This window comes from Stenotrophomonas sp. Nf1 (genome assembly GCF_003028475.1).
In the GTDB taxonomy this organism is placed as follows: domain Bacteria; phylum Pseudomonadota; class Gammaproteobacteria; order Xanthomonadales; family Xanthomonadaceae; genus Stenotrophomonas.
The window spans coordinates 169,541-182,615 of the sequence record NZ_PYTV01000005.1 but is presented as its reverse complement, the minus strand read 5'-3'; the positions used below and the strand labels follow the sequence as shown (position 1 = coordinate 182,615).

The window sequence follows — 13,075 nt, the reverse complement described above, 5'->3', positions numbered from 1 at the left end:
GATCACGTCAGCCTTCCCAGACCCGCGTGTTGCGTACACCGATCTGCTCCGGGTTGAACAACGGATCACGCTTGTTGCGCTTCTGCTGCTCGTAGTCGCGCAGCGCAGCCAGTGCGGGCTTCTGCAGCAGCACGATGGCGATGATGTTCAACCAACTCATCATGCCCACGCCGATATCGCCCAGCGACCAGGCCACAGTGGCACTGTTCATGGCCGAATAGCCCGTGGCGGCCAGGAACAACAGCTGGAATACCCCCATCACCCACGGGCTGGGCCGGTCACGGCACAGGTAGCTGACGTTGGTTTCAGCCATGTAGTACAGCGCCAGGATGGTAGTGAATGCGAACGGCAGGATCGCCAACGCCACGAACGAACGACCGAAGCCCGGCAATGCCGATTCCACCGCGTGCTGCACGAAGCGCGGCCCGGCCTCGACGCCCGGCAGATTGCCCAGCAGCAGGCGTGCCTCGTCCGGAACACCGTTCACCGCCGGGTCGTACACGTTGTACAGGCCGGTGGAGAGGATCAGGAAGGCGGTGGCGCTGCACACCACCAGGGTGTCGATGTAGACCGAGAACGACTGCACCAGGCCCTGCTTGACCGGATGCGAAACCTCGGCGGCTGCGGCGGGATGCGCGCCACTGCCCATGCCCGCTTCGTTGGACAGCACGCCACGGCGCACGCCCCACTGAATGGCGGTGCCGATCATCGCGCCAAAGGCCGCGTCCACACCGAAGGCGCTGCGCACCACCAGCAGGACCACCTCGGGTACCTTCTCCGCATTGAGCACCATCACCAGTGCGGCCACCAGCAGGTACGCCACCGCCATCAGCGGCACCACCCACTCGGCCACGCGCGCGATGCGGCGCACGCCCCCGACCAGGATCGCACCCAGCACCACCAGCAACACGGCCGTGGTGGTCATCACCGGCACATTCCAGGCCTCGTTCACCGCGCTGGTGATCGCATTGGACTGCGTGCCGGCCAGCATCGCGCCAGCCATCACCGTGACCACCGCAAACAGCACCGCGTACCAGCGCTGGCCCAGGCCCTTTTCGATGTAGTACGCCGGGCCACCACGGTACTGGCCCTTACCATCACGGTCCTTGTAGATCTGCGCCAGGGTGGATTCGATGAAGGCGCTGGAGGCGCCCAGGAAGGCCACGATCCACATCCAGAAGATCGCGCCCGGTCCGCCGAAAGCGATGGCCATGGCCACGCCGGCGATGTTGCCCACGCCGACCCGGCTGGACAGCGACAACGACAACGCCTGGAACGGCGAAACGCCCGCGTCGGAACGCTCGTGGCGGAACATCAGGCGCAGCATGTCCGGCAGCGCGCGCAGCTGGATGAAACGGGTGCGGATGCTGAAATACAGCCCGGTCAGCAGGCACAGCACCACCAGCAGCGGGCTCCAGACCACGCCCAGCACGCTGTTGACGATGGATTCGACAGTCATGGCGGGCCCCTTAGAAGAACATGCCCAGGGCGACCTGGGGGCTGACGATGCGGCCGCTGTTGCGCCCGGCCACGGTGAACTCCACACCGGCAATCACGCCCAGCGAGGGGCTGAAGTGATACTCCACCGCCGGCGCCACGGTCACGCTGCGGCTGGCCGGGCGATGTTCGTCGATGCGCTCGATGGCACCGCTGGCGCCGCGCGCGAAGCCACTCAGGCGCTGGCCGGTTTCGCGGCTGGCGGCCACTTCCATCACCCCGACCCAGCGCGAACTGAAGCTGTACTCGGCGCCGACCGACAGGCCCAGCACCGAGCCGCGCGCGATGTGTCCCTGGAAGCTGTCGTCGGTGCCATACACACTGGCCCCGGAAATGGCCGTGCGCGAGGGTGCCGGCCCGGCACTGAGCTGGGCACGCCAGCGCAGCGGCCGATCATTGCCCAGCCACACCACCTGCTGCACGCCCAGCGCAGCGGTGGTGCGCTGCACGCCGTCGCCCTGGGCGTCCAGCGCGTTGCCGGTGATGCGATCGTGGCTGCCGGTGCTGAAGCGCTGCACCAGGGCCACCGACACCGCCGGCCGCGTGCCATCGGCGTTGGGCGCCTGCAGCAGATACTGCAACCGCGCGGTGGTATCACCGGCGCGGAAACCACTGCTGTGGGTGCTGCCCGATTCGGCACGTGAGGCGCTCAGGTTGACCTGGCCGGTCACCCGTTCACTGAAACCGTAGGCAATGGGCACCACCACCGCCCAGGCGCCGCTGCGTTCATCGCTGCGCCGGCGATCGCCGTGGTCGTCGAAGTACGCGGTGCTGTCCACGCGCACCAGATAAGGTTCGATGTACCAGTGCCCGGCCGCCATGCCGGCGGGGTTGGGGGTGATCAGCGGGCCGGTGAAGTTGACGCCTTCCAGACTGTGTTCGTTGGCCGCTGCGTGGGCGCTGGCGAGGACGCTGGCCAGCACCAGCGATGCGACGAGGGTACGGCGAGGATGATGCATGACAGCCACTCCTGGACAGCATGGGATGGAGTTCCACCCTGCGTCGCCGGGAGCAGCTGACCAATAAGGAAACTTTCAAAACATCGCGCGTGCTTGACGCATTTGCCGGGTCAGAATGGGGTCAGAGCCCTCGCCACAGGCGAGGGATCCGACCCCGATCATGAAGGGGTCGGATCTCCTGCCGCAGGCAAGGGCTCTGACCCCGATCAAGCCCTCAACCGCGACGGCTGGCCCACTGCGCCAGCAGCACCGCCGTGGCGGATGCGACATTCAGGCTTTCCACCGCGCCGCTGCCCGGAATCGAGACCTGCTGGTCGCACTCGCTGGCCAATTCGCGGTCCATGCCCTCGCCTTCGGCCCCCATCACGTAGACCAGACGCGCCGACAAGCTCGCGCGGAAGACGTCTTCGCCGCCGTCCACCAGAGTGGCGGCCAGGCCGAAACCGGCAGCGCGCAGCTGCGCCATCGCCTGTGCGGTCTCCGGCAGCTGCACCAGCGGCACCGCCTCGGCACCGCCCTCGGCCACGCGCGCGGCGGCACCGGACAGGGCCAGCGTGCTGCCGGCCGGCAGCAGCAGCGCCTTGGCGCCGAAGTGTGCGGCCGAGCGCAGGATCGCGCCGAGGTTGTGCGGATTGCCCACACCGTCCAGCCACAGCGCCAGCGCCGGGCCATCACCCACCTGCTGCAGCCACTGCGCCAGCGGCAGTGCCGGTGCGCGCAGCACGTCGGCCACCACGCCTTCGTGATGGGTGGTGCCGGCGAGCTTGTTCAGATCGCCATCCTCGACCACGCGGTAGCCCACGCGGTTGGCCACGCACCACTTCAACAGCGGCTGCAGGCGCGGGATGCGTGCCTCCAGCAGGTACAGCTTGCGCAGCGCCTGCGGCCGCGCTTCGAACGCGGCCAGCACGGCATTGAGGCCGTACAGGCGCAGCTCATCGCTGCCACCGCGCCCGCCACCGCCCGTGGCCGGCACCTCCGGGCGCGGCAACGGCGTTGCACGCGGCGGACGGGCGGACGGGCGGCGGTTGTTCCAAGGGTTGTTCACTTACACACTCTCCTGCTTGCGCTGGCGCCAGAAATCGGCGTTCTTGATGCCCAGGGCATCAGGGTCGAACACCGGATCCAGGCCCAGCTTCTTCTGTCGTTCGTAGTCACGCAGGGCCAGCATCGCCGGCTTCTGGATGATGAGGATGGCGATGATGTTCAGCCAGGCCATCAGGCCCACGCCGATGTCGCCCAGCGCCCAGGCCAGGGTCGCATTGTGGAACGCGCCGAACACCACCATGCCGATGATGCCCAGGCGCAGCAGCAGCACGGTCAGCGGCCGCTTCCTGTTGTGGTTCACATAGCTGAGGTTGGTCTCGGCCATGTAGTAGTACGCCATGATGGTGGTGAAGGCGAAGAAGAAGATGGCCACCGATACGAACGCCGAACCCCAGCCCGGCAGCACCGCTTCCACGCCGGCCTGGGCATAGCCGGCGCCTTCGGGAATGCCGGCCAGGCCCTGGAAGATCGGTGCGCCGCCAGCCACCGGCGAATACACGTTGTAGGTGCCGCTGGCCAGGATCAGGAACGCGGTGGCGGTGCACACCATCATGGTGTCGAAGTAGATGGCGAAGGCCTGCACGTAGCCCTGCTTGGCCGGGTGCGAGACCTCCGAGGCGGCCGCCGCGTGCGGGCCCGAACCCTGGCCGGCCTCGTTGGCGTAGATGCCGCGCTTGATGCCCCACTCCACCGCCAGGCCCATCATCGCGCCGAACGCGGCGTGGGTGCCGAAGGCACTGCTGAAGATGATGTTGAACATCTCCGGCACGCGGTCGTAGTTGATGATCATGATGATGATGGCCATCAGGATGAAGCCGGCGGCCATGAACGGCACCACCACTTCAGCGAAATTGGCGATGCGTTTGACGCCGCCGAAGATCACCACGCCAAGCAGCAGCGCCACCACGATGCCGATGCCCAGCTTCAGCGCCTGCACCGATTCCATGCCGAAGGCCTGGCCATCGAGCGGACCGCACAGCGCGGTACCGCGGCAGGCATTGATGATGCTGTCGGCGATGGCATTGGCCTGCACGCCCGGCATCAGGAAGCCGGCAGCAATGATCGTGGCGATGGCGAAGGCCAGCGCATACCACTTCAGGCCCATGGCCTTTTCGATGTAGTAGGCCGGACCACCGCGGTAGCGGCCTTCGGCGTCCTTGGTCTTGTAGATCTGCGCCAGGGTGCATTCGACGTACGAGGTGGACGCGCCGAGGAAGCCCATCACCCACATCCAGAAGATCGCGCCGGGGCCGCCGAAGGCGATGGCGGTGGCCACGCCGGCGATGTTGCCGATGCCCATGCGGCCGGCCATCGACATGGCCAGGGCCTGGAACGAGGACACGCCGGCGTCGGATTTCTCGCCCCGGACGGTGAGGCGGCACATCTCAAGGAAGCCGCGGATCTGCATGAAGCGCGTGCGCAGGCTGAAGAACAGGCCGGCGCCCAGGCACACGAAGATCAGTGCCTTGCTCCAGATGATGCTGTTGATGAAATGTACGGTAGCTTCCACGCGCGCTCTCTCCAGTCGGCGGGTTGTAAGGACGTCCCGTCGGCTGGAAGGGACCGGTCGATTCTCCCTGATCGAAGGCCGCTGCGGTAGCGCTGTTTTGTAGAGCCGCCCGCGCGTCAGGGCAGGTGCGTGCGCACCCGGGCGAAGCGGCGCAGGTCGTGCAGCACGCCGCGCTTGTAGACCGCGCAGCGGTCCACGCCCTCTTGCTGGAAGCCGTTCTTTTCCAGCACCCGCGCCGAGCCGAGGTTGAAGTCGACCACCCCGGCCTGCAGCCTGAACAGGCGCAGTTCGTCCATCACCCACGGCGCGAACAGGCCGACCACGCGGGTCATCAGGCCTTGGCCCCAGTAGGCCTGGCCCAGCCAGTAGCCAAGTTCAGCCATATGACCGCGCTCGGCGCTGCCCTGCTGCGCACCGACGCTGCCGCAGGCCTGGCCGTCGATCTCGATGGCCAGATTCAGGGTGCCCGGCGTGAGCACGCGACCGGCGAGGAACGCCTCGCCGTCGGCGCGCGTGTAGGGGTACGGGAAGCGGTCGCGCAGGCCACGCGATACGTCGGGGTCGTTGGCGTGGTGCAGCAGTGATTCGAGGTCGTCGGGGTGCCAGGGGCGCAGAACGAAGCCTTGGCCTTCCAGGCGTGGGGTCAGAGCCCTTTCCCGTTGGGAAAGGGATCCGGCCCCGTCAGGCGCCCCGCCGGCGTGCCGGTCAGGCATGCCCGCCAACCGAGGGCGACTCGGCTTCCTGCTTCTCCAGTTCGCGCTTCACCGCTTCGGGCGAACGGGTGTACGGGGCCAGCCGCGCGTAGAACGCCGGCACCACGAACAGCGACAGGAACGTCGAAAGGGTCACGCCGAAGATGATCACGATGCCGATGGTGCCACGGCTGGCTGAGCCGGGGCCACCGGCCACCACCAGCGGGATGGCGCCGACCACGGTGGCGATCGAAGTCATCAGGATCGGGCGCAGGCGCACCATGGCCGATTCGATGATCGCCTCGCGCACCGTGCGTCCGTCGTCGCGCAGCTGGTTGGCGAACTCGACGATGAGGATGCCGTTCTTCGCCGCCAGACCGACCAGCATGACGATGCCGATCTGGCTGAACAGGTTCACCGTGCCCCCGCTCACCCACAATCCCACCAGCGCGCCGAGCACGCCCAGCGGCACGGTCAGCATGATGGTGAGCGGGTGGATGAAGCTCTCGAACTGCGCGGCCAGCACCAGGTACACCACCAGCAGGGCCATGGCGAAGGTCAGCAGCACCGCGCCGCCAGCGCTCTGGTATTCGCGCGACTCGCCCTTCCAGTTGACCTGCGCGTACTGCGGCAGCTCCTCGCGGGCCACGTTCTGCGCCCAGGCGATGGCTTCGCCGAGCGGATAGCCCGGCGCCAGGCCGGCACTGATGGTGATCGAGCGCAGGCGGTTGAAGCGGTTCAGGGTGCCGGCCTCGGCCACTTCACTCAGCGTGACCAGGTTGGACAGCGGCACCAGCTCGCCGGAGGTGGCACGCACGCGGATCGCGGCCAGATCGGCCGGGCTGGCGCGGCCATCGCGGCCGGCCTGCACCAGCACGTCGTACTCCTCGCCGTTGTCGACGAAGGTGGTGACGCGGCGCGAACCCATCATGGTTTCCAGCGCCGAACCGATCGCGGTGACCGGCACGCCGAGGTCGGCCGCACGCTGGCGGTCGATGTTCACCCGCATCTGCGGCCGGGTTTCCTTGTAGTCCGAGTCGGGGCCGACCAGGCCCGGGTTGTCGGCCATGCGCAGCAGGATGCGGTCGCGCCACTGCGCGATCTCGGCGTATTCCGGGCCGCCCAGTACGATCTGGAACGGCTGGCCGCCACTGCGCACCAGGCCGCCGCCCACCTGCGTACGCACGCGCACGCCACGGATCGTGTCCAGTTCCTTCTGCAGTTCATTGGCCACATCCGGCGTGGCCTCACTGCGCTGCCGCCACGGTTGCAGGAAGATGCTGACGCGGCCGGTGTGCATTTCCTCGCTGGCACCGAAGCCGCCGGGCACGCGCGGGTTGGCACGCACGATCGGCTTGTCGGCGCCGACATGCGGGGCCAGCAGCGCTTCCACCTGCTGCACCTGCTGCACGGTGTAGTCGTAGCCGGCACCTTCCGGGCCGTCAATCATGATCTGGAACGAACCGCGGTCTTCGGCCGGCGCCAGCTCCGACGGCAGCAGCTTCAGCAGGCCCCAACTGGCGGCCAGCGCGGCCACCATCACCAGCAGGTAGATCCAGGTGCGATCGACATGGTGGTCGAGCACGCGGCCGTAGCCCGAGGCCAGGCGTTCCAGGTTGCGGTTGATGAAGCCATGCAGGCCACGCGGTGCCTGACCGGTGTGCGGCTTGAGCAGCTTGGAGGCCATCATCGGCGTCAGCGTCAGCGCCACGAATGCAGACAGCGCCACCGCTGCGGCCAGCGCCACCGCCAGTTCGCGGAACAATCGTCCGGTATTGCCTTCCAGGAAGCCGACCGGCAGGAACACCGCCACCAGCACGGCGGTGGTGGCAATGACCGCGAAGGCGACCTGCGCGGTGCCGCGCTTGGAGGCCACCAGCGGGGGCTCGCCCAGATCGATGCGGCGCTGCACGTTCTCCACCACCACGATCGCATCGTCCACCACCAGGCCGATGCAAAGTACCAGCGCCAGCAGGGTCAGCAGGTTGATCGAGAAGTCGAACGCATACAGCGCGATGAAGGCGGCCACCAGACAGACCGGCACGGTCACCGCCGGAATCAGCGCAGCGCGGAAGCTGCCGAGGAACAGCCAGATCACCGCCAGCACCAGGATCATCGCTTCCACCAGCGTGGCGTAGACGCGGTCCACGGCGGCTTCGATGAAGGTGGTGTTGTCGAACGCCACGAAGATCTGCGTGCCCTTGGGCAGCGACAGCGCCACGCGCTCGGCCTCGGCACGTGCGGTGCGCGCCACGTCCAGCGAGTTGGCGGTGGAGGTCTTGACGATGCCCAGGCCGATGCCCGGCTCGCCGTTGCTGCGGTAATACGCGCGACGCTCGGCCGAAGCCAGCTCGATCTTCGCCACGTCGCCCATGCGCACCACGTAGCCGTCGCGGCCCTTGCCCAGCGGGATGGTCGCGAAGTCTTCCGGCTTGATGTAGTTGCGCTCCACGCGCAGGGTGAAATCGCGGTCGGTCGACTCGATGCGGCCAGCCGGCAGTTCCACGTTCTCGTTGCGCAGTGCGGTTTCCACATCGCCGGTGGTCAGCCCGCGTGCGGCCAGCTGGTCACGGTCCAGCCAGATGCGCATCGCATAGCGCTGGCGGCCACCGATGCGGACCTGGGCCACGCCATCGAGACTGGAAAAACGATCGACAACATAGCGGTCGGCGTAGTCGCTCAGTTCCAGCGTGTCCATGGTCGAAGAGACCATGTTGAACCAGATGATCGGGTCGGCGTCGCTCTCGACTTTGGCGATTTCCGGCGGGCGCGCTTCTTCCGGCATGCGGTCGGCGACGCGGCTGACCGCATCGCGCACATCGTTGGCCGCTGCTTCGATATCGCGGTTGGAGGTGAATTCGATGCTGACCTGCGAGCGGCCGTTGGTACTGCGCGCGTTGATCGTATCGATGCCTTCGATACCGGCCAGCGCATCTTCCAGCACCTGGGTGATGCGGCTTTCGATGACCGCCGCCGACGCGCCGGTGTAGTCCACCGACACCGAGACGATCGGCGGATCGATGGCCGGCAGCTCGCGCAGGGTCAGTCGGGTGAAGGACATCACGCCCAGCACCAGCAGCAGCAGGCTCATCACCACGGCGAACACTGGCCGCTGGATGGAAATGTCGGACAGCTTCATCCGCCGTGGCCCTCGGCCGCGACCGGCGCCGGCGCGTCAGCCGGCTTCGCACCGCTGGCAGGTGCGGCGTCCTTGGCCGCCACCTTCAGGCCCGGGCGCAGCTTGCCGGTGCCATCGACCACGATGCGCTGGCCGGCGTCCAGGCCCTGCTTGATTTCCACCACGCCGGCGCGGCGTGCTCCGGTGACCACATCGACGCGCTCGACGCTTTCATCGGCCTTGATGCGGTACACAAACGTATCGCGGCCGACCTGCACCACGGCGATTTCCGGCACCACCAGCGCCGGGCGCTCGGGCCGGAACAGGCGCACATCGAGCAGCATGCCCGGGCGCAGCGCGTGATCGCCGTTGGCGAAGTCGGCGCGCACAGTCACCGCACGGGTGGCCGGGTCGATGCGCGCGTCGATGGTGCTGACCACGCCCTCGAAGCTGCGGCCCGGCCACGCCACGCTGGTGGCACTGACCTTGTCACCGACACCGAGCGCGGCCAGCTCCACTTCCGGTACCTGGAAATCAACATGCATGTGCTCGATGTCGTCGAGCGTGGCGATCACCGTGGTCGGTGTCAGCAGCGTGCCGGGGCTGACCTGGCGGATGCCGAGCACGCCGGCGAACGGCGCGCGCACACGACGGTCACCGATGTCCGACTGCATCTGCGTCACACGCGCCTCGGCGGCATCGCGGATCGACTTCTGCGTATCCAGCGTGGCGCTGGATACCAGCCGCTGCGTGGCCAGCTCGCGCTGCCGCTTGTACAGCTGGTCGGCTTCGTGGAAGGTAGCCTGCGCCTGCACCAGCGCCGCTTCCTGGGCCTGCCCGCGCAGGGTCACAATCGGCGCACCGGCGGCGATGTGCTGGCCGCTTTCGAAATGCACTTTCTCGACGATCTCGCTGACCTTGGCGGTGACGCTGATCGACTCGCGCGCCTTGGCCGTGCCCAGCGCCTGCAGGGTGTCATTCCACGGCCTGGACTGCACGACCTGCGCGGTGACCGGCACCGCTTCCCCCTGCCGGCGTGCGGCGGCCTCCGGTTTGCCTGCGCACCCGGCCAGCACGGCCAGGCTGAGGCCGAAGGCCAGGGTCGAAGCGATACGAGCCAACATGAACGGTCCTGATTGATCCACGGCCGCCGAGTGTAGGCAAGGGCCCGTAAAAGCGGTATGTGCCAAGCGTTTACCGTCGTGGAACCGATGTTGCGATGGCGCCTTGAACCCGTTCCGTGCAAGGCTGAAGGGCGCGGTGTCGGCGTGTGTCGGGGTGTATCCGGTGCCCCATCGACTGCGCTGTCATCGTAGAGTCGAAGCTGCCCGGCAGAGGGCGTCGGGTGGGGGCGGATCCTGGCGGGGATCCGGCCCCGTTTTTTTGCCCGATGCATGGCTAGCGCCGGGCCATGCGCGGCGGATCAATACCGGTAATTCACCTTCATCCACACGCTGCGACCGGGTTCGTTGATGCGGACCGGATCGGCCGGGAAGCCGAAGTCGGCACTGCCGGCCAGGTTCAGATGCTCGCTGTAGGCACGGTCGAACAGGTTGTCGACGCCGGCGCTGAGCTGCAGCTGCGGGTTGAAGCGGTAGGCCGCATTGAGTGCGAGGGTGGCGAACCCCGCGCTCGGCCCGAGGTCCTGGGCCACCACGTTGCCCTGTCCATCTGCGACACGATGCTGCTGGGTCACCGCACGCACCAATGCACCGGCACTCCAGCGCTGGCCTTCCCAGTTGGCGCTCAGGCGCGCTTCGAGCGGCGGCATCTGCGGCAGCGGACGCTGCTGGTCGCGGTTCTCGCCCCAGGCGTAGGCCAACGTACCGCCCAGCTTCCATTGTTCGCCCACGCGCACATCCAGCCCCGCCTCGGCGCCGGCGATGCGCGCATCGATGTTGCTGGCCTGGCTCATGCCCATCATGCCGCTGCCGTGATAGGTGAACAGGATGTAGTTCTGGATCTGCCCGGCGTAGGCCGAGAGCCAGGCCTGCACGCGCGGGCCCTTGTACTGCAGGCCGACGTCGAGCTGGGTGGTGCGCTCGGGCTGGATGCCGGCAAACGCGTTCGGTGCACCGGCCGGGCCGTGATCGGGCGAGAACAGCTCCCAGTAATCGGGCATGCGCTGGCTGTGGCCGAGGCCGGCGTACCAGGTCAGGCCGTCGGCCAGGTCCTGCTCGTAGCGCAGGAAGCCGCTGCCCAGCCATTCCTTGCGACGCTGGCCCGTGGTCGGATTGGGCATGCTGCCCATCATGCCGCGGATCGACTGCCGCTCATCGCGCACGCTGGCGCGATCGATGCGCAGACCGCTGATCCAGCGCTGGTCGCTGCCAGCGCCCAGCGTCAGTTCGGTGAACACGCCATAGCGACGGAAGTTGGCATCGGTCTGCCAGTCGGCCTGCCTGTAGGTGTCACGGCCCATGCCCATGCGGCCACGATGACGGCTGTCCTCGCCGTCCACACCGGCCACCAGCTGCACGTCCTGCCAGCGCCACTCGGAACTGACGCGGCCACCCTGGGTACGGCGGTCCACGTTCGATGCCATCGGCATCGGCATCATGCTGTGCGGATTCGGCGTGCGCAGCGTGTAGTTGTCCATCACATGGTCGGCTTCGTTGTAGTACACATTGGCCTGCACCGTGTCCCAGGCACCGGGCAGGTTGCGCTTCTCGAAACGCGCCGCGTAGCTGGTGCGCTCGAACGCGGCACCGTCCATGCCGCGCCCGGCATAACGCGCGATCGCATCGCCGGCACCGGCGGAGACTTCCAGCAGCGTGTCCGCATCCGGCGTCCAGCCGACGGCCACGTCGCCATTCCACTTGCGCCACTTCGACGGCACCACCTCACCGTGGCCATCCTTGTAGTCATCGGCCTCGGAACGGTTGCCGCTGGCGCGCACATAACCGGTCGGGTTGCCCACGGTCAGGTCCAGCACCTGGTCATTGCGGTTGCGCGAACCGACCAGGGCACTGGCGTCGGCGCGCAGGCCCGGTTCCTCGAAGCGCGGCGTATCGCGTTCGAAGCGCACGGTGCCGGCCGAGGCACCGGCGCCCCAGCGCACGCTCTGCGGCCCCTTGATGATGATCAGCCGGTCGAAGCTTTCCGGTGCGATGTAGGACAGCGGATTGTCCATGCGCGAGGGGCAGGCACCGATCAGGTTGCCGTCATTGCTGAGGATGTTCAGGCGCGAACCGAACATGCCGCGCAGCATCGGGTCGCCATTGGTGCCGCCATTGCGGATGGCGGAGAAGCCGGGAACGGTTTTCAGGTAGTCGGCGCCGTCACTGGCCGGTACCGGCTGCCGGGGCAGGCGCGGATCGGTCTCCCAGTGCAGCGGCGACGACGGCGCGGCGGCGGTGACCACTACGGTATCGAGGGTGCGCGCCTGCTCGGCGGGTGTGGCGTGGGCCAGCGACGCGGTCGCGGCCACGGCCAGGCCAAGGGCAACCGGCAGGCGCGCGCAGGCGCCCGCGGGGCGGGAAGTCATTTTCATCGGAACAGCTCCAGGGTACGCACGCGCGCACGGCGTCCGTGCGGACGTCGTGCGGCAGATTCATGGGGACATCAGCGGACGATGGAGCGGCGCGGTGGTCCACGCGCGGCATGTGCCGGCCAGCGCAGCGCCGGCAGCACCTGCTGCGTCCACGCAAAGGTCAGCCGCGGACGCCACAGCAGCGGCAACAGCAGCACCAGCACCGCCAGCCAGGGCAGCAGGCGCATGGCCAGCACGCAGTATTCGCAGGCTTCGCCGTGCATGGCGTGGGGATCGGCCGGCCGACTGGGCGCTGTCGTCGCAGCGTTGTGCTGCTCATGCCCGGCCATGGCCATGTCGTGCATGTCATGCCCCATGGCGGCGTGGTCCATCGGCGGCGCCTGCAGCGCGCGGCTGACCAGCGGCGCAAGCACCATCAGCAGCGTCGCCAGGACGGCGAGCTGGAGCAGAAAGCGTTGCGGGCGGGACAGGCAGGGCACCGCGCTAGTGTAGAGCCGGCTGCCGGGATGCCCGTGCGACGAACCGTCGCAGGAGGGGGTGTTGGCAGGGCTGCGCCCTGCACCTGCAGAGACCACGGCAAGAGCCGAAGCAACAACAAAAGCAAAAGCGGCTTCCTGTGGGTTGGCGGGGTGGGTCCGGTTGCGGGAGACGCCGTAAACCCATCCATGGGGGCTTGGCCGCGGCATCCATGCCGCGGACACTCCCGCAACCGGACCCACCCCGCCTTCGACAGTTTTCTGCGAGCTGTCGGAATGGCAT

9 protein-coding genes are annotated in these 13,075 nt (G+C 67.8%); all 9 read right to left on the bottom strand.

Features of this window, described 5'->3' with window-relative positions; all coding sequences use genetic code 11:
* Positions 1-7: 7 nt before the first annotated feature.
* The 9 genes from C9412_RS11310 to C9412_RS11270 all read right to left on the bottom strand — a co-directional run bounded on the left by C9412_RS11310 (position 8) and on the right by C9412_RS11270 (position 12,795).
* A complete protein-coding gene (locus C9412_RS11310) occupies positions 8-1,459 on the bottom strand; it encodes an alanine/glycine:cation symporter family protein (RefSeq protein ID WP_107231707.1) in 1,452 nt (483 codons plus the stop codon).
* Between the two features lie 10 nt (positions 1,460-1,469).
* Positions 1,470-2,456, bottom strand: a complete 987-nt coding sequence (locus tag C9412_RS11305; RefSeq protein ID WP_107231706.1) for a hypothetical protein — start codon at positions 2,454-2,456, stop codon at positions 1,470-1,472.
* A 214-nt stretch (positions 2,457-2,670) separates the two neighbouring features.
* Positions 2,671-3,504 carry a TrmH family RNA methyltransferase gene (locus C9412_RS11300; protein WP_107231705.1) on the bottom strand — a complete coding sequence of 278 codons (834 nt, stop codon included), beginning with the start codon at positions 3,502-3,504 and terminating at the stop codon, positions 2,671-2,673.
* Positions 3,505-5,013 carry an alanine/glycine:cation symporter family protein gene (locus tag C9412_RS11295; RefSeq protein ID WP_107231704.1) on the bottom strand — a complete coding sequence of 503 codons (1,509 nt, stop codon included), beginning with the start codon at positions 5,011-5,013 and terminating at the stop codon, positions 3,505-3,507.
* A 116-nt stretch (positions 5,014-5,129) separates the two neighbouring features.
* A complete protein-coding gene (locus C9412_RS11290; RefSeq protein ID WP_107231703.1) occupies positions 5,130-5,726 on the bottom strand; it encodes a GNAT family protein in 597 nt (198 codons plus the stop codon).
* On the bottom strand, positions 5,719-8,844 hold the full coding sequence (locus tag C9412_RS11285) for an efflux RND transporter permease subunit (RefSeq protein WP_107231702.1): 3,126 nt from the start codon (positions 8,842-8,844) through the stop codon (positions 5,719-5,721). The genes C9412_RS11290 and C9412_RS11285 overlap by 8 nt, the downstream gene beginning before the upstream one ends.
* A complete protein-coding gene (locus tag C9412_RS11280; protein WP_107231701.1) occupies positions 8,841-9,947 on the bottom strand; it encodes an efflux RND transporter periplasmic adaptor subunit in 1,107 nt (368 codons plus the stop codon). Before C9412_RS11280 ends, C9412_RS11285 begins: the two co-directional genes overlap by 4 nt.
* 299 nt (positions 9,948-10,246) lie before the next feature.
* Entirely contained in the window at positions 10,247-12,316 is a 2,070-nt protein-coding gene (locus C9412_RS11275) for a TonB-dependent copper receptor (RefSeq protein WP_107231700.1), read from the bottom strand.
* A gap of 71 nt (positions 12,317-12,387) precedes the next feature.
* Positions 12,388-12,795, bottom strand: coding sequence for a DUF2946 domain-containing protein (locus C9412_RS11270; RefSeq protein ID WP_107231699.1), 408 nt, complete (start codon positions 12,793-12,795; stop codon positions 12,388-12,390).
* Between the last annotated feature and the right edge of the window lie 280 nt (positions 12,796-13,075).

Bases quoted from the DNA above. Each gene is read 5' to 3' on its own strand.
- C9412_RS11285 (WP_107231702.1), bottom strand. From the start codon at position 8,844: ATGAAGCTGTCCGACATTTCCATCCAGCGGCCAGTGTTCGCCGTGGTG.
- C9412_RS11290 (WP_107231703.1), bottom strand. From the start codon at position 5,726: ATGCCTGACCGGCACGCCGGCGGGGCGCCTGACGGGGCCGGATCCCTT.
- C9412_RS11305 (WP_107231706.1), bottom strand. From the start codon at position 2,456: ATGCATCATCCTCGCCGTACCCTCGTCGCATCGCTGGTGCTGGCCAGC.
- C9412_RS11310 (WP_107231707.1), bottom strand. From the start codon at position 1,459: ATGACTGTCGAATCCATCGTCAACAGCGTGCTGGGCGTGGTCTGGAGC.
- C9412_RS11275 (WP_107231700.1), bottom strand. From the start codon at position 12,316: ATGAAAATGACTTCCCGCCCCGCGGGCGCCTGCGCGCGCCTGCCGGTT.
- C9412_RS11280 (WP_107231701.1), bottom strand. From the start codon at position 9,947: ATGTTGGCTCGTATCGCTTCGACCCTGGCCTTCGGCCTCAGCCTGGCC.